General features: G+C 71.0%; 19 protein-coding genes. 13 read left to right on the top strand and 6 right to left on the bottom strand.

What is annotated here, in order from left to right; translation table 11 throughout:
* Nucleotides 1-11: 11 nt before the first annotated feature.
* Entirely contained in the window at nt 12-1,181 is a 1,170-nt protein-coding gene (locus CHC09_RS27820) for an endonuclease (RefSeq protein WP_089296173.1), read from the bottom strand.
* A 153-nt stretch (nt 1,182-1,334) separates the two neighbouring features.
* Here CHC09_RS27820 and CHC09_RS27815 point away from each other — a divergent pair, with 153 nt between their 5' ends.
* A complete protein-coding gene (locus CHC09_RS27815) occupies nt 1,335-3,086 on the top strand; it encodes a hypothetical protein (protein ID WP_089296172.1) in 1,752 nt (583 codons plus the stop codon).
* Here the strand turns inward: CHC09_RS27815 and CHC09_RS27810 are convergent.
* Nucleotides 3,064-5,724, bottom strand: coding sequence for a TIM barrel protein (locus CHC09_RS27810; protein ID WP_179277311.1), 2,661 nt, complete (start codon nt 5,722-5,724; stop codon nt 3,064-3,066). The two genes, CHC09_RS27815 and CHC09_RS27810, sit on opposite strands and share 23 nt — an antisense overlap.
* 4 nt (nt 5,725-5,728) lie before the next feature.
* Entirely contained in the window at nt 5,729-6,511 is a 783-nt protein-coding gene (locus tag CHC09_RS27805) for a citryl-CoA lyase (RefSeq protein ID WP_089296171.1), read from the bottom strand.
* A 163-nt stretch (nt 6,512-6,674) separates the two neighbouring features.
* Here CHC09_RS27805 and CHC09_RS27800 point away from each other — a divergent pair, with 163 nt between their 5' ends.
* The 5 genes from CHC09_RS27800 (at nt 6,675) to pqqB (ending at nt 13,017) form a co-directional block, all read left to right on the top strand.
* Complete coding sequence (locus CHC09_RS27800) at nt 6,675-7,736, top strand: ThuA domain-containing protein (protein WP_089296170.1); 1,062 nt, start codon at nt 6,675-6,677, stop codon at nt 7,734-7,736.
* 11 nt (nt 7,737-7,747) lie between these two features.
* On the top strand, nt 7,748-9,838 hold the full coding sequence (locus CHC09_RS27795) for an outer membrane protein assembly factor BamB family protein (RefSeq protein ID WP_089296169.1): 2,091 nt from the start codon (nt 7,748-7,750) through the stop codon (nt 9,836-9,838).
* A 124-nt stretch (nt 9,839-9,962) separates the two neighbouring features.
* Complete coding sequence (locus CHC09_RS27790) at nt 9,963-10,733, top strand: thiaminase II/PqqC family protein (RefSeq protein WP_239138531.1); 771 nt, start codon at nt 9,963-9,965, stop codon at nt 10,731-10,733.
* Nucleotides 10,730-12,136, top strand: coding sequence for a pyrroloquinoline quinone biosynthesis protein PqqE (gene pqqE, locus CHC09_RS27785; protein ID WP_089296168.1), 1,407 nt, complete (start codon nt 10,730-10,732; stop codon nt 12,134-12,136). The genes CHC09_RS27790 and pqqE overlap by 4 nt, the downstream gene beginning before the upstream one ends.
* Nucleotides 12,133-13,017: a pyrroloquinoline quinone biosynthesis protein PqqB gene (gene pqqB, locus CHC09_RS27780; protein WP_089296167.1), complete on the top strand. Its 885-nt coding sequence runs from the start codon at nt 12,133-12,135 to the stop codon at nt 13,015-13,017. Before pqqE ends, pqqB begins: the two co-directional genes overlap by 4 nt.
* A 93-nt stretch (nt 13,018-13,110) precedes the next feature.
* On the opposite strand, the gene CHC09_RS27775 is transcribed toward pqqB, so the two are convergent.
* On the bottom strand, nt 13,111-14,250 hold the full coding sequence (locus tag CHC09_RS27775) for a fibronectin type III domain-containing protein (protein ID WP_179277310.1): 1,140 nt from the start codon (nt 14,248-14,250) through the stop codon (nt 13,111-13,113).
* 790 nt (nt 14,251-15,040) lie between these two features.
* Between CHC09_RS27775 and CHC09_RS27770 the strand changes: the two genes are divergently transcribed.
* Nucleotides 15,041-15,913, top strand: coding sequence for a shikimate dehydrogenase (locus CHC09_RS27770; protein ID WP_089296322.1), 873 nt, complete (start codon nt 15,041-15,043; stop codon nt 15,911-15,913).
* Between the two features lie 28 nt (nt 15,914-15,941).
* Here the strand turns inward: CHC09_RS27770 and CHC09_RS27765 are convergent, their stop codons facing one another.
* Nucleotides 15,942-17,123, bottom strand: coding sequence for a CaiB/BaiF CoA transferase family protein (locus tag CHC09_RS27765; protein WP_089296165.1), 1,182 nt, complete (start codon nt 17,121-17,123; stop codon nt 15,942-15,944).
* 21 nt (nt 17,124-17,144) lie between these two features.
* Nucleotides 17,145-17,915 (bottom strand): IclR family transcriptional regulator, encoded by a 771-nt coding sequence (locus tag CHC09_RS27760; protein WP_239138532.1) that lies wholly within the window; start codon nt 17,913-17,915, stop codon nt 17,145-17,147.
* Between the two features lie 191 nt (nt 17,916-18,106).
* Here CHC09_RS27760 and CHC09_RS27755 point away from each other — a divergent pair, with 191 nt between their 5' ends.
* The 6 genes from CHC09_RS27755 (at nt 18,107) to CHC09_RS27730 (ending at nt 25,947) form a co-directional block, all read left to right on the top strand.
* A complete protein-coding gene (locus CHC09_RS27755) occupies nt 18,107-19,582 on the top strand; it encodes an aldehyde dehydrogenase family protein (RefSeq protein WP_089296164.1) in 1,476 nt (491 codons plus the stop codon).
* Nucleotides 19,582-21,306, top strand: coding sequence for a thiamine pyrophosphate-binding protein (locus CHC09_RS27750; protein ID WP_089296163.1), 1,725 nt, complete (start codon nt 19,582-19,584; stop codon nt 21,304-21,306). The genes CHC09_RS27755 and CHC09_RS27750 overlap by 1 nt, the downstream gene beginning before the upstream one ends.
* Before the next feature lie 15 nt (nt 21,307-21,321).
* The gene (locus tag CHC09_RS27745) at nt 21,322-22,467 is read left to right on the top strand and encodes an ABC transporter substrate-binding protein (protein WP_089296162.1); all 1,146 of its coding nucleotides are present in this window, start codon (nt 21,322-21,324) and stop codon (nt 22,465-22,467) included.
* Between the two features lie 6 nt (nt 22,468-22,473).
* Nucleotides 22,474-23,343: a branched-chain amino acid ABC transporter permease gene (locus tag CHC09_RS27740; RefSeq protein ID WP_089296161.1), complete on the top strand. Its 870-nt coding sequence runs from the start codon at nt 22,474-22,476 to the stop codon at nt 23,341-23,343.
* Nucleotides 23,344-23,404: 61 nt separating this feature from the next.
* Nucleotides 23,405-25,207: a branched-chain amino acid ABC transporter ATP-binding protein/permease gene (locus CHC09_RS27735; RefSeq protein ID WP_089296160.1), complete on the top strand. Its 1,803-nt coding sequence runs from the start codon at nt 23,405-23,407 to the stop codon at nt 25,205-25,207.
* On the top strand, nt 25,204-25,947 hold the full coding sequence (locus tag CHC09_RS27730; RefSeq protein ID WP_089296159.1) for an ABC transporter ATP-binding protein: 744 nt from the start codon (nt 25,204-25,206) through the stop codon (nt 25,945-25,947). The genes CHC09_RS27735 and CHC09_RS27730 overlap by 4 nt, the downstream gene beginning before the upstream one ends.
* Nucleotides 25,948-25,960 lie beyond the last annotated feature (13 nt).

The raw sequence follows: 25,960 nt of genomic DNA, 5'->3' as shown, positions 1-25,960 counted from the left end.
ATGTGGTCAGGTCAGCCGAAGATCGACGATACCCACTCCGGGTGGTCGATGAACGGGTTCCGGTTGTGCTGGTACGTGCTGTAGATGATCTGGTTGCGGTTCTTCTCGAAGGCGTCCGGCGGGTCCTGGGTGTTCCACTGCTTCAGGACCGACAGCCGTCCGAGGTACGGGTTCGAGCCGTTGCTGACCGAGTCGTTGACCTCCAGGTCGGGCCAGGAGTCGTCGCCCTGGTAGCGGACCGCCATGTAGAAGATCATGCGGGCGACGTCGCCCTTGACGGCGTTGCGCGGCTCCCAGGAGTCGGAGTCGGTGTAGTTGCCCGGGGCGCCGGTGGCCGCGCTGCCACCGGTGTCGAAGTCCTTGTTGTCGCGCAGGGCGTTGACCGCGACGTCTTCGGGCCGCAGGTGGTGCAGGTCGGTGCCGGGCCCGGCGGAGGTGCCGAAGTCGCCGTGCGACTTGGCCCAGACGTGTTCCCGGTTCCAGTCGCCGGAGTCGCCGCCGTTGAGTGACTTGGAGCGGCTGATCCCGGAGTAGAGCAGGATGACGTTGCTCGAGTTGGACGGGTCCTGGTCGGTGACCTTGAGCGCGTTCCAGACCCCGTCGTAGGACAGCTTGGTCACTCCGGTCGAGATGATCGTGTGCAGTGCGGCTTTCAGGCTGGCGCCGGATTTGCCGGCCGCGGCGGCGTAGTAGGCGTCGGTGCTGCTGGTGGCGGTTGGTGTGGCGGTGGTGGTGGGGCTGGTGGTCGCGGTGGTGCCCAGGCTCATCGCGGTCGGGGACTTGAGACCGGCGTGCGAGAAGTACGCGGTGAGCGTGCCCGTGACGGTCAGCGCCTTGCCGACCAGGGACGGATTGCTGAGCAGGCCGAAGGACGACCGGTAGGCGGCGGTGATCTGGACGTACAGCATCTTGGTGGTGCTGGTCTCGCTCTTGCTGTCGGCGATGGCCAGGGCCGTGTCACCGGTGAAATCGCTGAACCGGACCGTGCTGGTCGCGGTCGGCTCACCGACGATGTACCCGGCGACGGTGCCGCTGGCACCGGTCTGGCTGCTGATCGCCTGGGCGACGGTCAGCGCGGCGGCGGCCGAGGCCGGCACCGAGACCAGGGTGAACAGCAGGGCGACGAACGCGGTTACGGCGGCGGGGATGGAGAGCGCCAGGGCGCGTTTCGGTACGGGCATGGGGGTGCTCCGTTCACCAAGTTGTATAGACAGCTATATAAGTCTCGGTGATCCGGCCGCCGGGATTCCCATACCGAACGGCTCATACCGCTGCCGTGCCGATCCGGGCGATGGATAACCTCGGTACACGGGCATGGAGGGAGACGGACCGGCTTGGGCATCGAGGAAGACCTGGCGCTGCTGCGCGCCTATGAACCGGTGGCCAAGTTCACGGAGGGTGAATGGTTCCATCCGGTCTCGGTGGACCGTTACGTCAGCCGAGCCGGTCTCTGGCGCGCCGAGCCCGGCAGCAGCCCGGTCCAGGTGATCGCGCCGGGCGGCCTCAGCCTGGACACGCTCGCCGGCAGCGGCGGGGCCGAGCAGGGGCTGCGGTACTCGCTGTCGGGGATCGGCGGCACCGAGAAGCACGCGCACGTCCCGCTGCGGGACCGCCCGTCGCACCTGGCCCGGGCCAGCCGGCTGGCCTCGGTCGGCCTGACCGCCCGGCTGGTCGACGCGATGAACCGGTTCTCCCTGCTGTTTCGCGGCAGTGTCCCGGGCGGCAGCGCGGCCCGCTCGTTCCTGCTGCAGCGTGACCATCTCGAACCGGGACAGCCCACCTACTACGCCCGGGTGCTGCGCGACGACCCGTGGATCGTCTGCCAGTACTGGTTCTTCTACAGCTTCAACAACTGGCGGTCGGCGTTCGGCGGGGTCAACGAGCACGAGGCCGACTGGGAGCAGGTGACGATCTACCTGGACGGCACCGGCGTGACCGGCCCGGACGGGCTGCCGCCGGCGCGCTGGGTGGTCTTCTCGGCACACGACGAGACCGGCGACGACCTGCGGCGACGCTGGGACGACCCGGATCTGACGATCCACGACGGCCGGCATCCGGTGGTCTTCGTCGGTGCGGGTTCGCACTCCGGCGCCTACCTGCCGGGCGATTATCTGATCACGGTACGACCAGCGAAGCTCCGCGGTCTCGTCGGCGCGCTGCGTGGCTCGGCCCGGCTGCTGGCGCCCTGGTCGGCCGAGGACCCGCACAACATCGGCATCCCGTACGTCGACTACGCCCGCGGTGACGGGCGGACGATCGGTCCCGGACAGGACGAGGGCTGGGATCCGGTCCTGATCGGGGACGGCACGCCGTGGGTGCGGGACTTCCGCGGGCTGTGGGGCCGGGACACCCGTGACCGGCTCGGCGGGGAACGTGGCCCGGCCGGCCCGCGCTACCACCGCGACGGCACGGTGCGGCAGGCGTGGGCGGACCCGGTCGGCTGGGCGGGCCTGGCCAAGGTCGTACCGAATCCGGAGGCCGAGCGGCAGCTCATCGAACTCCGCACCCGGCAGAACAGCGACCGGCTCGCGGAGCTGGACGGCGAGATCGGCGCCGTGCGCCACGACCTCGCGGTGGCCGCGGCGGGCCTGTCCGCCGCCGCGCCGGAGGTCCGCGGCCTGCTCGCCGAGGAGCAGCGGCTGCTCGGGCTGCGGATGGAGCGCACCCGCCTCGCCGATGAACAGCAACGGATGGCCACGGCCGGGCCGGTCGTCCACGACCCGCACGCGCACCTGCTGCACCGGCGGCTGCCGATGGAGTCCGCGACCGGGCTGCTCGGGCGGGCCCGCTCGTGGTGGGCGGTGCTGAGCACCCCGCTGATCCTGCTGACGCTCAGCGCGCTGGCGAACCCACGGGGCATCGCCGGCCCGAAGGACCCGCTGGTCCTGCTGCTGGTGCTGCTCACGGTCGAGGGTGCGGTCCGCGGGAAGCTGCTGGCCGTGCTGCTGCGCCTGCTGCTGGCCTGCGTGGCGGTCGGCTTCCTGGCGGTGCTCTGGTTCGACGGGCGCTACGTCGTCACGTTCGTGTTCTTCGCCGCCTCGGTGCTGGTGCTGCTGGTCAACATCAGGGAGGCGTGGCGCCGTTAGCCAGGTACTCCCGGGTGGCGGCCAGGGCCATCCGGGCGTGCTGCTTCCCGCCGACCTGGGCGACCAGGGTGGCCCGGGGGATCTCCAGGGCGTAGGGCAGGCCGGGCGGCAGCGCGTCGAGGATGCCGTGGACGTCGATGCCGCCCTCGCCGGGGAACAGCCGTTCGAACCGGGCGGTGTGGATCAGGCCCTCGTTGGTGGCGGGCACGGCCGGCGGGGCGTCGCAGACGTGCACGAAGTGGAACCACTCCGGCGGCAGCTGCCGCAGCTCGGCGATGCTGGAGCCGGAGCGGGCGAAGTGCAGCAGGTCGACCAGGATGCCGGCGTTGGGCTGGCCGGCCTCGCGCAGGATGCGTACGGCGGTGTGCAGGTCGGGCGTCTCGGTCCAGGACGGGAACTCCAGGTCGAGGGTGAGCCCGAACGGCCGGGCCAGCTCGCACAGCCGGGCGTACCGGTCGATCTTCCGGTTCCGGTCGGGGTCCGGCAGCTGGGCGATGACGTGCCGCGCGCCGAGCTCCGCGCCGGCCTCGAGGAAGCGTTTGAAGTCGTCCGGGTCGTCGTCCGGGCTGATCCGGGCCAGCTCGATGTCGAGGACCTCGACGCCGGTCGCGGCCAGCCGGACCTTGGTGGTGCGCATCAGGGCCGGATCGGTCGCCAGCGGGTAGTGCGGTTCCTGCGGCGTGACCCGGGTCAGCCGCAGCCCGACGTACCGGTAGCCGCCCTCGGCGGCCGCGTCGACCAGTTCGGGCGGGGAGAGGCTGAGCGCGGTCAGGTGCGCGAGGGAGAAGTCGTGCCGGGTGGCGGGGCCGGCGCGGCCGCTGTCCCGGCTGCGCAGCGAGTGCAGGCGCTGGGAGCGGTGGGCGGCCATCCGGACCGGGGAGCTGACCGGGCCGCCGTAGCCGTGGTGGTCGCCGATCCGTTGAATCACCGCGAAGAACAGCCGGGAGCCCAGGATCTCGGTGTAGAAGTGCAGGTAGGCGCCGTGTTCGTCGCGGTCGTAGAGGATCGAGTGCTCGCGTAGCCGCCCCAGCAGTCCGGCCGGCAGGTCGAACCGCGCCGCCAGATCCGCGTAATAATTCCCGGGTATCTTGAGCACCGGGGCACCAAGACCCCGCACAATTTCCGCACTGGCGACCGCATCCCCACTCCGGAACGCCACATACTGCGGATCCGCCACTGCCGGCGCCCACTCCCCACGCCGCAGCGGCGCCGTGTTCAACGCGATCCGCACCCGGCGCCCGTCATCACTCACCGCCCTGCTGCGGATCATTCCGAACGGCGCCGCCACCTCCGCGGTCGCACTGATCCCCAGCCCGAACAACGCCCGGTAGAAGAGCGTGTCCTCATCGAACGCCTCCACCGACGTCGTCAGCGAGACATGGTCGATACCGCTGATCCCGGCACTCTCCGCCCCGCCCCCGGCCCGCGTGAAGTCCCGCAGCCACGTCTGGTCGTCGGCACCGGTACGAACCAGGAACACCGCGGTCCCGTCCGGCGCCGCGACCGAGTTCAGCTCCGCTTCCCCGGGTTCCCGCAGGCGGGGGAGGACCGGCGCGAGCAGCATCTCCGCCCGCCTGGTCGAGGCGACCGGGTCGGCGCTGGAGACGGCGAGGGCGCAGATCGCGGCGGTGCCGGGTTCGACGGTGCGCTGGGATCCGAAGTTGAGCAGGATCCGCGCGTCGCTCTGTTCCCAGAGCTGGACCGGTTTGGTGCGGTGCCGTCCGGTGCGGGTGAAGCCCAGTCCGGTCAGTGCGCGGGCGACCAGCGGACCGGAGACGTCGTCGACGGCGAGTTCGGTGAACGCGTGCCCGTCGAGTTCCGGCGCCGGCGGGAGTCCCCGGCCCGGTGCCGGGTCGCCGCGCTGGACGGATTCCTGGAGGGCGAGCAGGGACCGCATCCCGTCGATCGCCGCGTGGCGCGGGTCCTCCTGGCGGTAGACGTCGTTGAAGACCTCCAGGGAGAGCGGCCCGGCGTATCCGGTGCCGAGCACGTTCGCGACGAACGCGGTGAGGTCGAACGCGCCGAGCCCGGGCAGGACCCGCTGTCGCCGGTCCGGCGAGTCGGCCACCTGGAGGTGGAGGATCTTCTCGGCCGGGATGACTCGGATCCCGGCCGGGTCGTCGCCGGTGGCGAGCACCTGGAAGCTGTCCAGGCACAGTCCGAGCGCCGGGTGGCCGGCGCGGCGCACGATCCGCCAGGCGTGCGCGAACCGGTTGACGAATCGCGCCCCGGCGGCGGCCTCGTAGGCGATCCGCAGCCCGCGTTCCGCGGCCCGGCCGGCCAGGGCGGCGAGCTGTTCGGCGGCGAGATCGTCGTCGTCCACCGTGTCCGGCGACGCCGAGGAGCGCACCAGCAGGGTTCCGGAACCGAGCTTCTCCAGTACGTCGAAGGTTCGCTCCGCCCAGCGCAACGTCGCCGCGAACTCCCGCGGCGGGACGGCCTCGACGTCCCGCGAGGTCTGACAGAGGTCGATGGTCAGGCCGCGCCGCGCGCACTCCTGCCGGATCCGCGCCGGTGACCACGGCGAGGCGACCAGATCACTTTCGGCCAGTTCGATGCCCTGGAAGCGGGCCGCGGCCGCCGCGGCCAGCTTGTCGTCGAGGATTCCGGAGAGGCAGGCGGTGGCGATGGAGAGCATGGCGTCACCCCAGATAGGTCGGGCGGACGGCGGGTGGGATCGGGCCCTTGTTGCGCCGGCCCTGGCCCATCTCCTCCCAGGCGTGGGCGAGGACGCCGACGCTGCGGCTGAGGACGAACAGGCCGCGGGCCAGTGGCGCGGGGAAGCCCAGTTCGGCGTAGACGACGGCGGTGGCGCCGTCGACGTTCATCGGCACGGGCGTGGTCCGCCCGCGGTTGAGGACGGTCTCGACGGCCCGTGCGGCTCGGGCGAACACCCCGGACACCGTGCCGGCCGCGGCGGCCTCGTCCACGAGCGCCAGCAGGGGATCGCGCCGCGGGTCCCGGGTGTGGAACCGGTGACCGAAGCCCGGCAGGTAGCGCACGCCCCGCGCCCGCCACTGCGCCACGACCTCGGCGGCGGCGGTCTCCACCGGGACGGTCGAGCGCGCGACGATCTCCTCCAGGAGTTCGACGCATTCCTGGCCGGCGCCGCCGTGCGAGTCCCCGAGGGTGTTGATCGCGCTGGCCATCGCGTTGTTGATGCCGACTCCGCAGGTGGCGGTGATCCGCGCGACCGCGATCGACGGCGCGTGCGGTCCGTGATCGACTCCGGCCACCAGCGCCGCCTCCAGCAGCCGGGCCTGCGCCCCGGTGGGTCGTGACCCGCGCAGCATCAGCCAGATCACCGCCCCGAACCCGGTCGTTGCGATGAGGTCCCGCACCGGTATGCCGCGCAGCTCGATGTGGTCCGGCTCGATGCGGGACACCGCGGTGCCCCACCAGTCAGCGACCTCGGTGTCCGTCATACCCGCACTGTAGCCATGGTCCGCTGAGTGGTCCACATGGTCTGCTCAGTGGATCCTCATCGATGCTTGCGCGGCTGGAAACATCGTCCCTATATTGAGCCGGACCTTATGGCGGTTCAACAGGTCCGCCTAGTGGACCCAGCGCCTGAAGAGCGGAGACTCCATGGCGAAACTTCCCCGGCGCGCCGTCCTTCGGGGCGCCGCCGCGACAGCCGCGGCCGCGGCGGCGGCCACGACCGCCGGTGCGGCGGCCACACCGGCCGAGGCGGGCGACCGCCACGCCGGCGGTAGGGAACCGACGGGCAAGCAGCCGGTCACGACGAACGTCCCACATGGCCAGGAGCGGTACTTCGACCCGTACTACAACGTGGTGCGCGGGCGGGTGCCCGCCTCCTATCACCCGTGGGTCGGCAACCGGCAGGACCGGGTGCTGCTCTACACCCGCACCGCCGGTCCCCGGCACGCGCATCTCGGTCCCGCGCTCGCCGCCGGGCTGAACCCGGCGCTGACCTCGGCGCACGTCCTGCAGAACGCGATCGTCAAGTGGCTCGGCGAGGCCGGCGTCGGGGTCGACTGGACCGAGGACGTGACCCAGTTGCCGGGCCTCGGCAGCACGTACAAGGCGGTGGTCTTCGGCAGCACCAGCCGGGACACGCTCTGGAAGCACGGAACCGCGGCGCAGCCCGCCGCGGCGGTGAACACCACCACGGGCGCGCACCTGGACGCCGGCAGGACCGCGTTGCGGCAGTACGTCCGGTCCGGCGGCGGCTTCGCCGGCATCCACAACGCGATCGGCGGCACCGAGTACAACTGGCCCTACTACGAGGGGCTCAGCGGCGGCACCCAGTACTACGACCACGGCGCGCTGCAGGCCGGCACCGTCGTCACGCTCGCCGGGGACTCGTCGACGCGGGGACTGCCGCCGCGGTGGGACTTCAAGGACGAGTGGTACAACTGGCTGCCCTTCCCGACCCGGGTCAAGTTCCTGCTCGGCGTGGACGAGTCCAGCCTGGCGACGAAGTCCGGCACGCACCCCGGGCACGGCAGGTTCCACCCGATCTCCTGGTGCCAGTACTACGACGGCGGCCGCTCCTGGGTGACCGCGCTCGGGCACGACGCGGCGGCGTGGACCGACGGCTCCGGATTCGTGGGGCAGGACTTCTTCAAGAAGCACATCGTCGACGGGATCCTGTCCGCAATGGGCAACCTCCCGTTCTGTGACTGAGCGGAGGGGCCGTGGAGCGAAGGAAATTCCTGGCGGGGGCGACCGCCGGAGCCGTCGGTCTGGGCGTGCCGGCGCTGCCGGACGGTGCGACCGTCGTACCGAGGCAATCACCGGCCTTCGGCCGGCCCGGAAAGGACTTCCCGAAGGTCTGCGGGGACCTGGGGAACACCAACCACTCGAATCTGAGCCGGATCACCCGTCGTAACGTCGGCCGGCTCGGCGGGGCCTGGCACGTCAACCTCGAGGGCGGCAGCACGGCCCAGCACCAGCAGAGCACCCCGGTGGTACGCGACGGCGTCCTCTATGTGCAGACCACGCAGCAGAACGTCTTCGCCGTCGACGGGCGGAACGGCGCGATCAAGTGGAAGACCAGCGTCGGCACCCGGACGACCAACCTGCGCGGTGTGGCGCTCGGCGACGGGAAGGTCTTCTCCACCAGCGGGGCGAACATCGTGTACGCCCTCGACCAGGAGACCGGCGCGATCGTCTGGCAGCGACAGCTGATCACCGCCGACGAGGACGACGGCAACGGTGGTGCCGGGGGCACCCTGGCCGGCGCCGTCGTCCACTTCGACGGGCTGATCTACGTCGGGATGCAGGGCAGCACGGGTGGAGCGCGCGGACGGGCGTACGCGCTGGACGCGTCCACCGGCGAGGTCGCCTGGACGTTCTGGGCGGCACCGGGGCCGGGCGAGTTCGGCAACGACACGTGGGCCGGCGAATCCTGGCGGACGGGCGGGGCGGTGCCGTGGATCCATCCCGCGATCGACCCCGAGCTCGGGCTCGTCTACTGGACGTTCAGCGGGCCCTACCCGCGTACCGACGGATCCTCCCGAGCCGGCGACAACCTGTTCGCGAACTCGATCGTCGCCCTGGAGGCGAAGACCGGGAAGCGGCGCTGGCACTTCCAGTCCGTGCACCACGACATCTGGGACCTGGACAACGTGATGGCGCCGGTGCTGGCCGACGTCCGGGTCGACCGGCGGACCCGCAAGGTCGTCGTCTACGGCAGCAAGGTCGGCATGTACTACATCCTGGACCGGCGCACCGGGGAGGCCGTGCACGGCATGACCGAGAGACCCGTTCCCCAGGACGTACGGCAGAAGACCGCCCCGACCCAGCCGTTCCCCGGCGGGGAGCCGTTCGTCCCGCAGGAGCCCCGTCTCGGCAAGGCGACCCGGCCGGTGCCGTTCTACGAGACCGGTGGTCTGTACACGCCGCACTGGGACCGCCCGGTCATCATCTTCCCCGGTGCCGGCGGTGGCGCGGACTGGGCACAGCTGTCGTTCAACCCGCACACCGGCTGGATCTACGTCGGCTACGGCCTGATCAACTCCGGGTTCTCCAACGCGCGCGGCGGTCGGGTGAACACGTCGCGGCCGCTGGGGGAGTACTTCGCCGGGGGCATCGCCGCGGTCGACCCGGCCACCAACACGCCGGTCTGGGTGAAGGACGGCGAATGGTCGCTCGCGCACGGCAACGGGATCCTGACCACGGGCGGCCGGGTGATGTTCCAGGGCGGGCCGGACGGGGTGCTGCACGCGATGGACGACGTCACCGGGGACGTGATCTGGAGTTTCCAGACCGGCGCGGGGGTGCACACCAGCCCGGTCTCGTACGAGATCGACGGCGAGCAGTACATCGCCGTGCTCGCCGGCGGCAACGGCCTGCCCTACCCGGACATCCCGAAGGGCGACCACCTGTGGGCGTTCAAGCTCGGCGGCACCGTCGCGCCCGCGCCCGCTCCGGCGCCGCCGTCGAAGCGCAACGACGTGCGGGCCGCCGCGGTCACCGGGACGACCGTGACCCTGGGCCGGGTGTGGAACTCCTCGACCGGTACGCCGGGCACGACGGAGAACACCGTCGCGCAGAACGCGATGTCGCCGCAGCACCTGGCCGTCGCGGTGGGCACGACGGTGACCTTCGTCAACCCCGCGGACAACGGGTTCGCGCACGCGGCGGTTTCCTTCTTCGAGGACGAGTTCGACACCGGTGTGCTGATGCCGGGCGATTCGCACGCGCATACGTTCGCCACACCCGGCACCTTTTTCTACAACGACGCCATTTTCCCGCAGAATACCGGGAAAATCGTTGTTTTCTGACCAGCTCGTTCGGAAGGAGGGAATCGATGAAGAATAGTCGGACCAAGAAGACCTGGAGCAAACCGACGACGCAGTGCCTGGCCTCCCGGCCGGAGGTTTCCGCGTACGCCGGAGACGGCTGGCCGTGGCCGCGGACCAGTTGACCTCGGCCGGCCCCTCGGCCGCCGTGGTGGACACCGGCACCGTGCTGACGGTGCCGGTGAGCCGCGCCGGATCCGGCGCGGGCGCGTCCGGGCGGGCCGACTTCGCCGCGGCGCTGCGCGGGCTGGCCCCGCGCTACTGGGATCGGCACCCGTTCCACCTGCGGCTGCACGCCGGTGGGTGCGCCCCGGGCGAGGTCCGTTCGTGGGTCGCCAACCGCTGGTACTACCAGAGCATGCTGGCGCGGAAGAACGCCGCGATCATCGCGGCCTGCCCGTTGCCGGAGGTCCGGCAGCGCTGGGCGGAACGGGTGGCCTTCTTCGACGGCGCCGCCCGGGAGGACTGGCTGGCCCTCGGCGACGCCGTGGGTCTCGGGCGCGACGAGTTGCTCGACGAGCGGTACGTGGCTCGCGGGACGCGGTTCGCGGTCGACGGATATCTGCAGTTCTGCCGGTTGGCGCCGTGGAAGGAATCCGTCGCCGCCGCGCTTACAGAGCTATTCTCACCCGAACTCATGGCCGCTCGGATCGTCGCCTGGCGGCGGCACTACCGCTGGATAAAGTCGGACGGTTACGCGTATTTCGAAAATCGTATTCAGACCGTGTGCGGCGACGCCGAATTCACCCTCGACCTGGTGCTGACGCACTGCCGGACCGCCGACGAGCAGCGGGCCGCGCTCGCCGCCCTCGCGTTCAAATGTGACGTGCTCGGGGCGATCCTCGACGCGGTCGACTACCAGGGCGGCGTCCCGTGAGGCCGGGGCTGGCCGACGGCGTCCGGCTCGTCCATGACCCGGTCCGGGACCGGGACGCGCTGCTCTACCCGGAGGGGAGCCTTTTGCTCGACGGGCCGGCCCCGGATGTGGTCCGGGCGTGCGACGGGCGACGGGACGCGGGCGAGATCCTCGCGGTTCTCTCCGAGACGTACGAAGGGGTCCGCGCCGAGGACGTCGCGGACCTCGTCGGCGAGTTGGTCGGGCGGCATCTGCTGTGCGACGGGGGTCGCCCGGCCGCGGCCGTGGAGTGCGCCGACCCCTCGGACGGCGGGTCCACCGACGCCCCCGGCGGGGCGCCGCTGCCGATCGGGATGGTGGCGGAGCTGACCTACCGGTGCCCGCTGCACTGCCCGTACTGCTCGAACCCGGTGCAGGTCTCCCGCGACGAGCTGGACACTGCGGCGTGGATCGCGGTGCTGGATCAGGCACGGGCGCTCGGGGTGTTGCAGGTGCACTTCTCCGGCGGGGAGCCGGCGCTTCGACGGGATCTGCCGGAGCTGGCCTCGCACGCGCGGTCGCTGGGGATGTACACCAACCTGGTGACCAGTGGCGTGGGGCTGTCACTGGACGGGTTGACCGATATCGACCATGTGCAGCTGTCGATCCAGGACGTCTCCGCGGCGTCGGCCGACGTGATCGCGGGGCTGCGCGCGCACCACAAGAAGATCGCGGCGGCGGCGCTGGTCCGCTCGGCGGGGCTGCCGCTCACCGTCAACGTCGTGCTGCACGCGGAGAACGTGGACCGGCTGACCGAGATCGCCGACTTCGCCTTCGAGCTCGGCGCCGGGCGGATCGAGCTCGCGCACACCCAGTTCTACGGGTGGGGGCTGCTCAACCGGACGGCGCTGATGCCGACGGCCGAGCAGGTGCGCCGGGCGAACCGGGCGGCTCAGGCGGTCCGGGACCGGTATGCCGATCGGGCGGAGATCGTCTATGTGGAGCCGGATTACCACACCGGCCGGCCCAAACCGTGCATGAACGGCTGGGGAGCGCGGCAGTTCGCGGTCTCCCCGGCCGGCGCCGTGCTTCCGTGCCTGGCGGCGCAGCAACTGCCCGGCCCGCCGGCGCCGTCGGTGCGCGAACACGGCCTCGCGGAGATCTGGCACCGGTCGGAGCTCTTCAACCGCTTCCGCGGTACGGAGTGGATGCCGTCGCCGTGCCGGACCTGCCCGATGCGGGAGGTGGACTTCGGCGGGTGCCGGTGCCAGGCGTTCCAGGTGACCGGGGACGCGGCGGCGACCGATCCGGCGTGTGTGCTGTCGCCCTCTCATGAACTGCTGGTCGCCGCCACCGAGGTGAGGTCGCGTCCGGTGATCGTGCCGCGGCGGTACCCGGGCCGGGGCGGTGCCGAGGATCCGGCGGTACCGGGGACGAGCCGGTGAGGATCCGCGTGCTGGGCAGCGCGGCGGGCGGCGGCGCTCCGCAGTGGAACTGCGCGTGCGAGGTCTGCCGGCGGGCACGCGCTGACGGAACGTCCCGTCTGCAGGACACCGTGGCGGTCAGCGGGGACGGGGCCGCCTGGTATCTGATCAACGCGGCGCCGGACGTGCGGGCCGGGATCCTGGCGACGCCGGAGCTGACGCCGGGTCCGGGGCTGCGGGACACACCGTTGCGGGGCGTCCTGCTCACCACGGCCGAGCTGGATCACACGCTGGGCCTGTTGAGCCTGCGCGAGGCGGTGCGTCTCCAGGTTTTCGCGACCATGACCGTGCAAGCCGCCTTGACCAGTGCTTTCCCGGTCCTGCCGACCCTCGCGCGGTACACCGATCTCGAGCTGTGCGACCTGTCCCGGTCGGTGGAGCTGGAGGGCGGGCTGGAGGTCGGACGGCTGACGGTCGGCTCGAAGCGGCCCCGCTATGCCACGGCGCTGCCGGCGGGAGACTGGGTGTCCGCGTTGCGGGTCACGGATCACGGGACGGGGGAGTCGTTCGTCTTCGCCACCTGCCTTCCGGAATGGACGGACGCCTTCGACGAGTTCCTGCGCGGTGCGGACGGCGTGCTGCTCGACGGCACATTCGGGACCGAGGACGAGTTGACCGGGACGACCGGGCGGCCCGGCAGCGCGCGGTCGATGGGGCATCTGCCGATGTCGGTCTCGCGAGAGCACGCCGTGCGGCACCCGGGTACGCGCTTCCGGTTCAGCCACCTCAACAACACCAACCCGGCGACCGGCGACGACATCGTCTCCGACGGCGAAGATCCCTGGACCGGACGTCCGCTACCGGACCCGACGGGTGGAAAATGCGAAACGAGAAGGCCGTGACCTCTACTTACGCAGGTCACGGCCCTCTCGCTGGCGGGCCCGAAGGTTCCGAACTACAGGTCGACGGCGACCAGGATCTCCGCGCCGCAACGCCTACTTCTTCAGGGTCACTGCCCGTGAGGTGGCGCCGGCGTACCCGTACTTGGACGCGACCGTGACCCGGTACGTGCCCTTGGGCTTGTCGACGGTCAGGGTCTCGGCGCTGCCGGAGGTCTTGTGCGAGGTGGTCAGGGTCTGCCAGGTGCCCTTGGCGTTCCGCTTCTGGATCTTGAAGGTCCAGAAGCCGGAGCCCTTGTTCGGATCCACATCCACAGTGATCTTGTTCTTGGCCGAGTCGGTCTTGACATTCACCTTGACAACGGGCTGCCGGGGCGTGACCAAGTCGGAGGCGTCCGAGACCGGGCCGGTGACACCGGCGGCATCGGTCGCCTGGACGGTGAACGTGTAGGAGGTGCCGTTGGTCAGGCCCGATACCGTGCACCGGGTCTCGTTCGTGGTGCAGGAGCGACCACCGGGCGAGGCGACAGCCGTGTAGGAGGCGGGAGCCTCGGCCAGGTCGATGGGCGCCTCCCAGGTCACGGTCGCGGCGCCATTGCCCGCCGAGGCCCTGACCGCGGTGGGTGCCGCTGCCGCTGGTGCGTTCAGCGGAACCGGCGCGCCGGTGAAGTAATCGGGCGCGAAATCAACGTTGTCCATCTCATCCAAGAGGCCGAAGACGAAGCTCGCAGAAGACAGCCCCAGCTCCGTCTTGTCGAGGACGCTCGCATATCCATCGTCATATCGGGCCCATCCGGCGTCGTAGCCCGTCTGGACCAGGTCTCCGTCCTGGACAGCGAAGATGGGCGACAGCACAACCCCGTCAGATGCCGTGAGAGACGTAGGCGTGCCGGTCATGAAGTCGGTGACACCGTCGCCGTCGGCGTCGATGGAGACCGCGGCGAAGTCCGAATCGCGGGTCTCCGAGGTGGCGTAGGCGTAGAACAGCACATAGTTCGGGTCGCTCCTGGGGACCATCATGAGAGCAGCCGCGAGCTCAGGAACCTGCGGGCTGTCCCCGATCGCATCCCCCTGGACATCCATGACGATCGCGTCCGGATCGGCCACGATCTCCGTCGCGCCGACTTCGCCTGCGGGGGAAGCGGTGTCAACGCCGAGACCGAGGTCGAGAACTGTGGCGATCTCATCCGAGGCCTTGGCGTCCTCGTGCACCGCATGGGCTGCCGCGGCTCGCATGAGGGCCTCGGGCGTGAGGGACGGGGCCGCGGCCGAGGCCGCGGAAGCCGTCCCTACGAGCATCAGGCCGAACGCGCTGAGGCCAGCACATGCACGAGTCATGGTGGCGCGCCGGGAGCCCGCGGGTTTCACGCTCTTCGCTCGCGTGATGATCATAATGCCTCCAGATTGACGGACGATCGCGCGAGCAGCGTTCTCATCCAGACTCGGCAACGATCCATCTGGTCCACGGCGCTTATATCGGCCGGCGGGTTCGGTGCCTCGCTAAGGGGATTCGGCAGCAAGTATGTGGACTTGAGATGACGTCTAATCCCGGTTCATATTTACCCCCGGTCCTTTTCGAAGGCGTATGAGTGAGCCGCTTGAGCGGCGTGGGCGGCGCAGGCCAGGCAGCGGCCGGCAAGGCCGTGTTCCGGGCCTTATGGCACTGGACCAGAGGAAGTAGTTCCTGGTAGAGGCGAGTCAGGGTGGAGCTGAGGCGACCCGGCGGGCAAGACTGCTCACCGGCAGAATCACACCTTTGCATAGCTCAGAAAGGAGTTCCTACCGGTTTCGTCAGGGTGCCTGATGCAACCCCACGGAATGTTCTGTGAAATCGGATACCAAACCGCCAGCATTTTCAAATGCGTAATCCCGGCAAGTCGGCGGCAGTGGCCGGCGCCCCCGCGAAGGCGCGTGTCACCACGTCCACACCACGCGGGCAAGACCCTTCGTCACGGCCCCTTGACATCGACGTGATTCACGCCCGATAACTAACGTACTGGTTCGTACATAAGGCGGTGGTCCCGTGGTGACCCGGTCGGATCAGCGGTTCCTGGTGGGGCTCATCGGTGCCGGCATCGGCACCTCGATGAGCCCGCCGCTGCACGAGCTCGAGGCGGACCGGCACGGTCTGCGCTACTACTACCAGCTGATCGACCTGCGCGAGCGTGACCGGACCGTCGGCGAACTGCTCGCCGCCGCCCGCGAGCTCGGCTTCCGCGGTCTCAACATCACGCATCCGGTCAAGCAGGAGGTGCTCGGGTACCTCGACGAGCTCAGCCCCGAGGCCGCCGAACTGGGCGCGGTGAACACCGTCGTCTTCGAGCCGGGGCGGGCGGTCGGGCACAACACCGACCGTTACGGGTTCGCGGCCGGGCTGGCCCGCGCGCTGCCGGACGTCTGTTTCGACCATGTCGTGCAGCTCGGCGCGGGCGGTGCGGGGGCGGCGGTGGCGTCGGCGCTGGCCGCGGCGGGGGTCCGGCGGTTGACGCTGGTGGACGTCGACGCCGGGCGGGCGCGGCGACTGGCCGGGGCGATGGCGGTGCACCCGTCGATGACGGTGGAGATCATCTCCCCGGTCGCGGCACCGGCTCGGCTGGCGGGGGCGGACGGGCTGGTCAACGCGACGCCGATCGGCATGGAGGGGCATCCCGGAGTACCCATCGCGCCGGAGCATCTGCACGCGGAGCTCTGGGTGGCGGACGTCATCTACCGGCCTCTGGAGACCGAGCTGATCAGGGCGGCACGCGAGCGCGGCCTCCGGGTCGCGGACGGTGGCGGCATGGTGGTGTCACAGGCGGCGGCGTCGTTCCGGCTGTTCACCGGGATCGCGCCCGACGAACGGTTGATGATCGAGGATTTCTCCCGCCTCGCCGGTCCGGGTGGCGGCGCCGATGTCTAGCGCCTGTCGCATCGGAAGCGGCGACGTCTCAGCGGCGGGACCAGCGTTTCAGCAGGGCCGGCAGCTCGTCGTTGTGCTCGCCGAGCGCCGGCGGGCCGGTCACCGGCGCGGGCTGCTCGCCGTCGAACAGGACGCCGCTGCCCATCACCCGCAGCGTGTCCTCCCTGTTCAGCGCGGCCGGGAAGGGCAGTTCGGCGAAGAAGTCGCGCTGCGCGACCTGCTCGCCCGCGACCGCCTGTGCCACCGTCAGGATCCGCGCCGCGGGCACGCCGGCGGCCGACAGCACCCGCTCCCACTCGGCCGCCGGGCGTGCCGACAGCGCCGCGTTGAGCAGTTCGTTCAGCTCCGAGCGGTGCGCCTTGCGCGACTCGCGGCCCGCGAACCGGGGATGCGTGATCAGCTCCTCCCGGCCCACCAGGCGGCACAGCGTCTCGAACTGCTCCTGCCGGTTCGCCGCGATGTTGAGCGGGCCGTCGAGCGCGGTGAACGTGCCGGAGGGCGCCGCGGTCGCGTTCTGGTCGCCCATCGGTTCCGGCTCGACACCGCTGACCACGTAGTTGGAGACGGCCCAGCCCATTGCGGAGAGCGACGCCTCCAGCATGGACACGTCCAGGAACCGGCCCCGCCCGTCGCGCTGCCGCCCGGCCAGCGCCGCGGTCACGGCCAGGGCCGCGCTGAGCCCGCCGACCGTGTCGGCGACCGGGAAGCCGACCCGCACGGGCGCGGTCTCCGGAGTCCCGGTCACCGACATCATCCCGGACAGCCCCTGGATGATCTGGTCGTACGCCGGGGCCCGGCTCATCGGACCGGTCTGGCCGAACCCGCTGATCGCGCAGTAGATCAGCGCCGGGTTGAGGCCGGACAGCCGCTCCCACGGGAAGCCGATGCGCGCCAGCACGCCGGCCCGGTAGTTCTCCACCAGCACATCGGCGTGCCGGACGAGGTCGGTGAAGAGATCCTTCCCCTCCGGTTGTTTGAGGTCCAGTTCGACGGACTTCTTCCCGGCGTTCTGGGCCAGGAAGGAGGCGCCCAGCTGAGCCCGGTTCAGCTCCGGATCCGGCCCCAGCCGCCGCGCCAGGTCACCGCGGCCGGGAATCTCGATCTTGACCACCTCGGCGCCCAGCAGCGCGAGCTGGTAGGTGCAGTAGGGGCCGGCGAGGACGTTGGTGAGATCGAGGACGCGTACGCCCTCCAGCGGCCGGTCGGGCATGCCTGGTTCTCCCGTCGTGTCTCAGAACAGGGGGTGATCGAAACCCCGTTCGTTCAGATGGTCCGCGGCGGCGCCCAGCGCCTTGGCGAACTCGGCGACCCGGTCGTCGGTGAAGCGGACCGTGGGGCCACTGAGCGTCAGGGCCGCGACGACCGTGCCGGCGCGGCCGAGGATCGGCACGGCCACCGCGGACAGCCCGGTGTCCCGCTCGCCGTGGCTGACCGCGAAACCGGCCTCGGACGCCTCGTCGATCCACTCCAGCATCCGGCGCACGTGGCCCTCTCCGTACGGCGAGGAGCGGGCGACCCGCTCCAGCAGGGCGGGGGAGGCGTTGCGCAGCAGGATCTTGGCGGACGCGCCGGCCCACAGCGGCAGCTCGTCACCGACATGGACGACGTGCCGCAGCGGCTGCGGGGACTCCTGCTGGGCGATGCAGACCCGCACGATGTCCCGTACCACGTAGACGTTGACCGTCTCCCGCTCCCGCGAAGCGAGCTCACGCATCAGTCGCTGCGTCTCCGGCGGCAGCTCCCAGCCCCGGCGGGCCAGGTGCGCCCACCGCCACAGCCCCGGCCCCGCCATGTATCCGGAGCTGGTCGCCCAGAGCAGGCCGCTCTGTTCCAGGGTCTGCACGATCCGGATCACGGTGGTCTTGGCCAGGCCGGTGGCCGCGACGATGTCGCGCACGGCGATGAGCGGACGCTCCTCGCTGAGCAGCGAGAGGATGTCCAGGGCGCGCTGGATGCTGCGCACCCCCTGGCCGTCTGCGGACTCGGTGGTCACGTACTTCACTTCCCTTTGCTTGGTTCGGGCACAACCGACTCCTGCGATTCTGCCGCCCCAACGCGCACGTCATCGCTGCGTAACTTTTCGACGTCCGCCTATTGCCTTCGCCTCGCGGCCAACCGTACGTTACACCGGAGTCCACACAGTGGTCCAGAAAGCCATTTGTGGTCCGTGTAGCGGACCCTCTGGAGGTCTCGATGCTGTCCGCCATCCTCGACACCCCACCCGGCACCGTCGTCGCGGCGCCGTCCCTGCTCGCAGGTATTTGGCTCAGCGACGGTCCCGCGGCCGAGCGTGTCGGCCCGTACACCCGAGCGGTGGTCAGCCGCGCCCGGGTCGCCGAGCGCGCCGACGTGCGGCTCGCCGCCGAGTACGCCAGGGCCGGCGCCCGCACCGTGGCGCGGCTGTCCCCGGCCACCCGGGCCACGGTCCTGGAGCGCGCCGCGGTCCTCGCCGCCGACCGGCGCGAGGAGTTCGCCCGGCTGCTCGCCCTGGAGCTCGGCAAGCCGGTCAAGGACGGCCGTGGCGAACTGGACCGGGTCGCCGACACCCTGCACGTCTGCGCGGCCGAGGCCCGGCGGATCGGCGGCGACCTGCTGCCGGTGGCCGGCTGGGCGCGCGGCGTCGGCAACACCGCGCTGACCTATCGCGCGCCGGCCGGGGTCGCCCTGGCGATCACCCCGTTCAACGCGCCGGCCAACCTGCTCGCGCACAAGCTCGGCGCGTCCTTCGCGGCCGGCAACAGCACCGTCGTCAAGGCGCCGCCGCAGGCGCCCGCGGTGTCGGCCGCACTGGTCGCGCTCCTGCTCGAGGCCGGCGCCCCGGAGGAGTCCGTCCAATTGCTGCACGGCGGCGGCGACGTGGGCGCGGCGTTGTGCGCTGCACCGGAGGTCGCCGTCATCAGCTTCACCGGCAGCGCCGAGACCGGGGCCGCGGTGGCCCGGGCGGCCGGTGCCAAGCGGCTGGTCCTGGAGCTCGGCGGGAACGCGGCGACCATCGTCTGCGAGGACGCCGACCTGGCCGAGGCCGCGCGGGTCTGCGCCCGCACCGGTTACACCAACTCCGGGCAGAGCTGCATCTCCGTGCAGCGTGTCTACGTGGCGCGGGAATGCTTCGACACCTTCGTCGATCTGCTCACCAAGGAGGTCGCGGCCCTGCGGGTCGGTGACCCGCTGGACCCGGGGACCGATGTCGGCTCGATGGTGGACGAGCGGGCCGCCGCGCGGGTGCTGAACTGGGCGACCGAGGCGGCCGGTGGTGGCGCCCGGATCACCGTGGGCGGGACCCGGGACGGCGCGACCCTGGCGCCGACCGTGGTGGCCGGACCGCGAGCCGATGCCGACGTGGTCACCCGGGAGGTCTTCGGCGCGCTGGTCGCCGTCCTGCCGTACGACAGCTTCGGATCGGTCCTGCGGACCTGCAACACCAGCCGGTTCGGACTGCAGGCCGGCATCTTCACCCGCGACCTCGAGCGGATCCTCACCGCCTGGCGCGAGCTCGAGGTGGGCGGCCTGGTGGTGAACGGCTCGTCGAACTTCCGCCTCGACCACGTCCCGTTCGGCGGGGTCAAGGACTCCGGCTTCGGCCGTGAGTCGCCGCGCTGCATGGTCGAGGACTACACGGTGATCAAGACGCTCCTGATCCGGGGCCTGTCGATCTGGGGAGAGCAGTGATGTCCGAGCGCACCGGCGCCGAGGCCCTCGTGGAGCAGCTCACCGCGTACGGGGTGACGAAGATCTTCGGCACCTGCGGGCACACCAACATCGCCCTGCTCGACGCGATCGGCCGCAGCGACATCGAGTTCGTCATCGCCCGCCACGAGCAGACCGCCGCGCACGCCGCGGACGGATTCGCCCGCGCCACCGGCCGGCCCGGGGTCGTCCTGCTGCACGTCGGCCCGGGAATGATGAACGCGGTCACCGGGGTGGCCACCGCCGCGATGGACTCGGTCCCGCTGGTGGCGATCTCCGGCGACATCCCCTCCTACCTGTCCGGCCGGCACCCGCACCAAGAGGTCAACCTGCACGCGGACGCGGACCAGACGGCGATCTACCGGCCGTTCGTGAAACGCGCCTGGCACGTGCACCGCGTTGAGGACCTGCCCCGGTTCACCGAGCGGGCGTTCTGGACCGCGACCAGCGCCCGGCCCGGCGCGGTGCTGCTCAACGTGCCGATGGACCTCTTCAACCGGCCGGCGCGGGCCGGGACGTTCCCGCTGCCGCGGGCGGTGACCCGCCCCGGCCTGTCGACGGCCGACGCGGAACGGATCGCGGCGGCGCTGCTCGCCGCCGAGCGGCCGCTGATCTACCTCGGCGGCGGCCTGCGCGGCGAGAAACACCTCCAGGAGCTGGCCGAGCACCTCGACATCCCGGTCGCCCATTCGCTGATGGCCAAGGGCACCCTGCCCGACGACCACCCCCTGCTGCTGGGCCTGCCGGGATTCTGGGGGTCGGCGGAGACCAACGCCTACACCCGCGACGCCGACCTGGTCCTGGCGATCGCGACCCGGTTCGCCGAGACCGACGCCAGCTCCTGGGACTCCGAGCACACCTGGCGCTTCCCGCCGAGCCGGCTGATCCAGATCGACATCGACCCCGCCGAGATCGGCCGCAACTATCCGGTCGAGATCGGCGCGGTCGCCGACGCGGCCCGCGCCGCCGAGCAGCTTCTCGACGCGGCCCGCCGGCTGCGACCCGAGGGCACGTCCCGGGACGGCCTGCGCGAGCGGATCGTGGCCGCCCGGACAAAACTCTTCGCCGACAGCGCCGAGCGCGGTCGCAGTGACCGGTTCCCGCTGCGTCCCGAGCGGATCCTCGCGGACGTGCGCGCGCATCTGCCCGGCGACGCGGTGCTGGTCACCGACGTCGGGTGGAACAAGAACGGCGTCGCCCAGTGCTACCCGCTGCCGGCGGGCGGCCGCTTCATCACCCCGGGCGGCGCGTCCACCATGGGCTTCGGCCCGGCGGCCGCGCTCGGCGTGCAGCTCGCCGAGCCCGACCGGGTGGTGGTCGCGCTGATCGGCGACGGCGGGATGAGCGCGCAGCTGGCGGCGCTGCCGATGGCCGTCGAGCGGGGACTGCCGGTGATCTTCCTGGTGATGAACAACCGGGCCCACGGGACCATCTCCGACCTGCAGGCCGGCTTCTTCGGCAGCGGGTACGGCTGCGACTTCACCGATCCGGACGGGAACCCGTACAGCCCCGACTTCGCCGCCCTCGGCCGGGCCTGCGGCCTGGACGGCTACGACGTCACCGCCCCCGGCGACCTCGCCGTCGCCCTCCAGACCGCGGTCCGGCGCCGCCGCCCGGCCGTCATCGACGTCCCGATGGTCAACGAACCGGTACCCACTCCGGGCCATTGGAACATCAAGGACATCTACCAAGGTGTATTCGAATAGAGAGGTGAGACGAACGTGCCCCGACTTCGCGCCACCGCCATAATCCCCCTGCTTCTCCTCGCCGCGAGCGCCGGCTGCAGCGCGCCCGGCGCCAACGACGACGACGCCAAGTCCGGCTCCGGCCCGATCAAGATCGCCCTGGTCGACGCGCAGAGCGGGCAGCTCAGCTCGCTCGGCGCCTGGGAGCTCAAGGGCGCCCGGCTCGCCGTCGACGAGTGGAACGCCGCCGGCGGCGTCAACGGCCGCCAGATCCAGCTCGACGTCTTCGACGACCAGGGCGACCCGACCACCGGCACCACCCTGGCCCGCAAGATCGATAGCGAGGGCCACATCGCCATGATCGGGACCGCGGAGAGTGCGGTGACCATCGCGATGGCGCCCATCCTCAAACAGGCCGAGATCCCGAACATCACCTCCGGCCAGTCGCCCGGCCTGGTCGCGGCCGGCTCCGAGTTCCTGTTCCTGAACGGGCCGACCAGCACCACCTACGACGAGACCCTCGCCAAGTACATCGTGGACAAGCAGGGCCTCAAGAGCATCGCGATGATCACCAACAACGGCTCCTACGGCAAGGGCGAGCACGACGCCTTCCTCAAGGCGCTGAGCAGCCGCAACGTCGTCCCGGTCGCCGACCAGGTGGTCACCACCGACCAGAAGGACTTCTCCGCCGTGCTCACCGGCATCCGGCAGAAGAACCCGCAGGTGATCTTCGTCGGGGCCGAGGAGGTCGAGTCCGGCCTGATCGTCAAGCAGGCCCGGGACCTCGGCATCACCGTCCCGTTCGCCGGCGCGGCGCCGCAGGGCACCCCGGTCTTCCTGGACACCGCCGGGGCGAAGAACGCCGAGAAGACCATCGTCAGCTCGCCGTACCTGAGCAACGACGTCAGCGACGCGTCGAAGAAGTTCGCCGCCGCGTACAAGGCGAAATACAACGAGGACGCCGAACTGCACGGCGCCAAGGCGTACGACGGCACGCAGATCCTGCTCACCGCCCTGAAGAGCAGCAACGTGGCCACCGGCAAGGCCCTCGCCGACGCCATCCGCGGTACGAAGTACCAGGGGTTGCTGGGTGACTTCGCCTACGACCAGACCGGCGTCGGCATCTTCGCCACCTCGATCGGCACCATCCAGAACGGCAAGCTCGTCGCGGTCACGGGCTGAACAGCAATGCAGGTCTTCCTCCAGACGATCATCGGCGGGGTGAGCCTCGGCGCCGTCTACGCGCTGGTGGCGCTGGGATTCTCCCTCGTCTACCGGACCATGGGCCTGGTCAACTTCGCCCACGGCAACGTGGTGACCGTCGGCGCCTACCTCGCCTCCACCTTCTATCTGACGAGCAAACTGCCGTTCGCCCTGGCCATGGTGATCGCCATCGCCGTGACCGGGGCGATCGGCCTGGTCATCGAACGGGTCCTGCGGCCGCTGGAGAACCGCGACTTCGACCTGATGCTGATCGGCACGATCGGGTTCGGCATCGTCCTGGACGCGCTGGTCATCGCGATCTGGGGCGCCACCGGCCGGGCCGTCCCGTCGCCGGTGCAGACCGAGCCGATCGACCTTCTCGGACTACGGATCCGCACCTACGACCTGGTCGTGCTCGCCATCGCGGCGGCCGCCACGGTCCTGCTCGTGCTCTTCCTGTCCCGCACCAAACGGGGCGCCGCCATGCAGGCCGTCGCCATGGACCACGAGGCGGCCACCGCGGTCGGCATCCACGTCGGCCGCAGCAACGCGATCGCCTTCATGATCGGTGCCGGCCTCGCCGCGCTGGCCGGTGGCCTGGTCGGCCCGCTGCTCTACGTCAGCCCGGCGCTCGGCGGGGCGCTCGGCATCAAGGGCTTCGCCGCGGCCATCCTCGGCGGCTTCGGCAGCATCCCCGGCGCGATCGTCGGCGGCCTGGCCATCGGCGTCCTCGACTCCTTCACCGCCGGGCACTTCCAGGGCTACTCCGAGCTGGTCACCTTCATCGTCTTCACGGTGATCATCATGGTGCGCCCGACCGGCGTCTTCGGCGAGCGGACGGTGAACCGCGCATGAGCGAATCGGTTGGCTCAGTCGTCAACTCAGGTCGGCGCCGGAGCACGGCGGAGGTGACGGCATGAGAACGAGACTCCTGCTGGCTGCCGGGGCGGTGGCGGCCTGGCTGCTGCCGTACGGCCTCGACTCGTACGCCATCCACGTCGTAGACGTCATCCTGATCTTCGCCATCCTGGCGATCGGGCTGGGCCTGGCCATGGGCATCGCCGGTCAGGTCAACCTCGCGCAGGTCGCGGTCTTCGGCGTCGGCGCCTACGTCACCGCCATCCTCACCACCCGGGCCGGCCTCGGCTTCTGGGTCGCGGCGGTCCTCGCGGTCCTGGCCACCGTCGTGATCGGCCTGGTCATCGGCGTTCCCGCGCTGCGCGTGCAGTCGCACTACCTGGGCATCGTCACGCTCGGTCTGGCGCTCGCCTTCACCAGCTGGGTCACCAACGCGCAGGCCAGCGGCGGTGCCGAGGGCATCTCCGGCATCCCGGTGCCGGAGCTGCCGGGCGTCGACCTCTCCAGCGAATACCTCTACTACTACCTGGAGCTGATCGTCTTCGCGATCCTGCTCGCCTTCGGCCTCTTCGTCGTCCGGACCAGCCTGGGCCGCCGGATGCGCGCGATGCGCGACGACGCCCTCGCCGCCGGCTCGCTCGGCGCCGAGGTGCCGGTGCTGCGGATGGCCGCGTTCCTGCTGGCCAGCGTGTACGGCGGGCTGGGCGGCGTGCTCTACGCGGGGCTGATCCGCTACGTGGCCCCGGAGTCGTTCAACATCGCCAACATGTTCCTGCTGCTCGGCATGGTCATCATCGGCGGGCGGCAGAGCCTGGTCGGCTGCGTGGTCGGCGCGGTCGGACTCGCCCTGGTCCGCGAGGCGCTCGTCGATCATCCACAGATCGCGCAGATCGCGTACGGCTCGGTCGTCGTGCTCGTCGTGGTCTTCGCCCCCACCGGTCTGGCCGGGCTGCCGGTCCGGGTCCGCTCGGCCGTCGCCCGCCGCCGTGGGCGACAGGGCGCTGCCGCGCGATTGAAACCCTTCCAGCCGTACGATCCGGAGCCGTCCCGCCGCGACGGCGAGACCATCCTCCAGGTCGACCGGGTGACCAAACAGTTCCGCGGCCTGAAAGCGCTCGACGACGTGTCGCTGACCGTCGCGGCCGGGGAGATCCGGGGCGTCGTCGGCCCCAACGGATCCGGCAAGACCACGCTGTTCAACGTGATCAGCGGGCTCTACAAACCGACCCGTGGCCGGGTGCGCTTCCGCGACGCGGACCGGACCGGCGACGCGCCGTACCGGCTGGCCCGCGCCGGCCTGTCCCGCACGTTCCAGAACCTGCGGCTCTTCGGCGACCTGACCGTCGAGGAGAACATCCTGGTCGCCCGGGACCGGAGCCGGACCTGGGAGAGCTGGCGCTACCTGCTGCGCCCGATCAGCGTGCTGCGCCGTGACCGGGAACTGCACCGGCACGCCCGGGACGTGCTCGACCGGTACGGGCTCGCCGAGTTCGCCGCGCTGGCCCCGAAGTCGCTGCCCTACGGCATCCAGCGCCGGGTCGAGATCGCCCGGGCGGTCGCCGCCGGGCCGGCGCTGCTGCTGCTCGACGAGCCGGCCGCCGGGCTCAACGGCGAGGAGGTGCGGCAGCTCGCGGAGATCGTCCGGTCGATCCGGGACAGCGGGATCACGGTGATCATCATCGAGCACAACATGGGACTGGTCATGACGCTCTGCGAGCGGGTGACCGTGCTGGCCGGCGGGCGGATCATCGCGGACGGGACGCCGGCCGAGGTGGCGCGGACGCCCGCGGTGATCGAGGCGTACCTCGGCGACTCGATGACCGCGGGCGACCTGCCACCGATCTCGGAGGTGACGCGATGACCGCGGTCTCCCGGGCGCCGGCCACGACCGGGCGGACCCTGACCGTGCGGGGGCTGACGGTCCACTACGGGGGCGTCTGCGCCGTACGCGATCTGGGATTCGAGGTTCCGGCCGGCGACGCGATCGGCGTGATCGGCGCCAATGGTGCCGGGAAGACCTCGGCCCTCAAAGCGATCATGGGCCTCGTCCCGCGCAGGGTCGGTGCGCTGCGGTTCGGCGACGTCGACCTGAGCGGCGTCGCCGCCCGCGACATGGTCCGCCACGGTATCGGCTACGTCCCCGAGGGGCGGCACGTCTTCGCCGGACTCCCGGTCGACAAGAACCTGCTCCTGGGCGCCTACGCCCGCAAGTGGAACGCGGAGACGAGAGCCACCCTTGACCAGGTCTACGAGCTGTTCCCGGTGCTCGGCGAGATGCGGGGGCGGCTCGCCGGCGCGCTCTCCGGCGGGCAGCAGCAGATGCTCGCGATCGGCCGCGCGCTGATGTCGCGTCCCCGGCTGCTGCTGCTCGACGAGCCGTCGATGGGCCTGTCGCCGAAGCTGGTCGAGGACATCCTCGCGGTCCTGCTGCGCCTGCGGGCCGAGGGACTGAGCCTGCTGCTGGTCGAGCAGAACGCGAAGCTCACCTTCGAGGCGACCAGCAGCTGCCTGGTCGTGGAGAACGGGGAGGTGGCGATGACCGGTACGTCGGAGCGGCTGCGGCACGACCCCCGGGTGCGGCGGATCTATCTGGGTCTCTGACCTCGCATAGAGT

Origin of the sequence: Actinoplanes regularis (assembly GCF_900188005.1) — a bacterium.
GTDB lineage: Bacteria > Actinomycetota > Actinomycetes > Mycobacteriales > Micromonosporaceae > Actinoplanes > Actinoplanes regularis.
This window is presented reverse-complemented; position numbering and strand designations above follow the sequence as displayed.

What these genes read in the sequence shown, in the direction of transcription:
- CHC09_RS27820 (WP_089296173.1), bottom strand. Translation starts at nt 1,181, where the DNA reads ATGCCCGTACCGAAACGCGCCCTGGCGCTCTCCATCCCCGCCGCCGTA.
- CHC09_RS27810 (WP_179277311.1), bottom strand. Translation starts at nt 5,724, where the DNA reads ATGCTCTCCATCGCCACCGCCTGCCTCTCCGGAATCCTCGACGACAAG.
- CHC09_RS27805 (WP_089296171.1), bottom strand. Translation starts at nt 6,511, where the DNA reads ATGACGGACACCGAGGTCGCTGACTGGTGGGGCACCGCGGTGTCCCGC.
- CHC09_RS27800 (WP_089296170.1), top strand. Translation starts at nt 6,675, where the DNA reads ATGGCGAAACTTCCCCGGCGCGCCGTCCTTCGGGGCGCCGCCGCGACA.
- CHC09_RS27775 (WP_179277310.1), bottom strand. Translation starts at nt 14,250, where the DNA reads ATGCGAGCCGCGGCAGCCCATGCGGTGCACGAGGACGCCAAGGCCTCG.
- CHC09_RS27765 (WP_089296165.1), bottom strand. Translation starts at nt 17,123, where the DNA reads ATGCCCGACCGGCCGCTGGAGGGCGTACGCGTCCTCGATCTCACCAAC.
- CHC09_RS27755 (WP_089296164.1), top strand. Translation starts at nt 18,107, where the DNA reads ATGCTGTCCGCCATCCTCGACACCCCACCCGGCACCGTCGTCGCGGCG.
- CHC09_RS27750 (WP_089296163.1), top strand. Translation starts at nt 19,582, where the DNA reads ATGTCCGAGCGCACCGGCGCCGAGGCCCTCGTGGAGCAGCTCACCGCG.
- CHC09_RS27740 (WP_089296161.1), top strand. Translation starts at nt 22,474, where the DNA reads ATGCAGGTCTTCCTCCAGACGATCATCGGCGGGGTGAGCCTCGGCGCC.
- CHC09_RS27735 (WP_089296160.1), top strand. Translation starts at nt 23,405, where the DNA reads ATGAGAACGAGACTCCTGCTGGCTGCCGGGGCGGTGGCGGCCTGGCTG.
- CHC09_RS27730 (WP_089296159.1), top strand. Translation starts at nt 25,204, where the DNA reads ATGACCGCGGTCTCCCGGGCGCCGGCCACGACCGGGCGGACCCTGACC.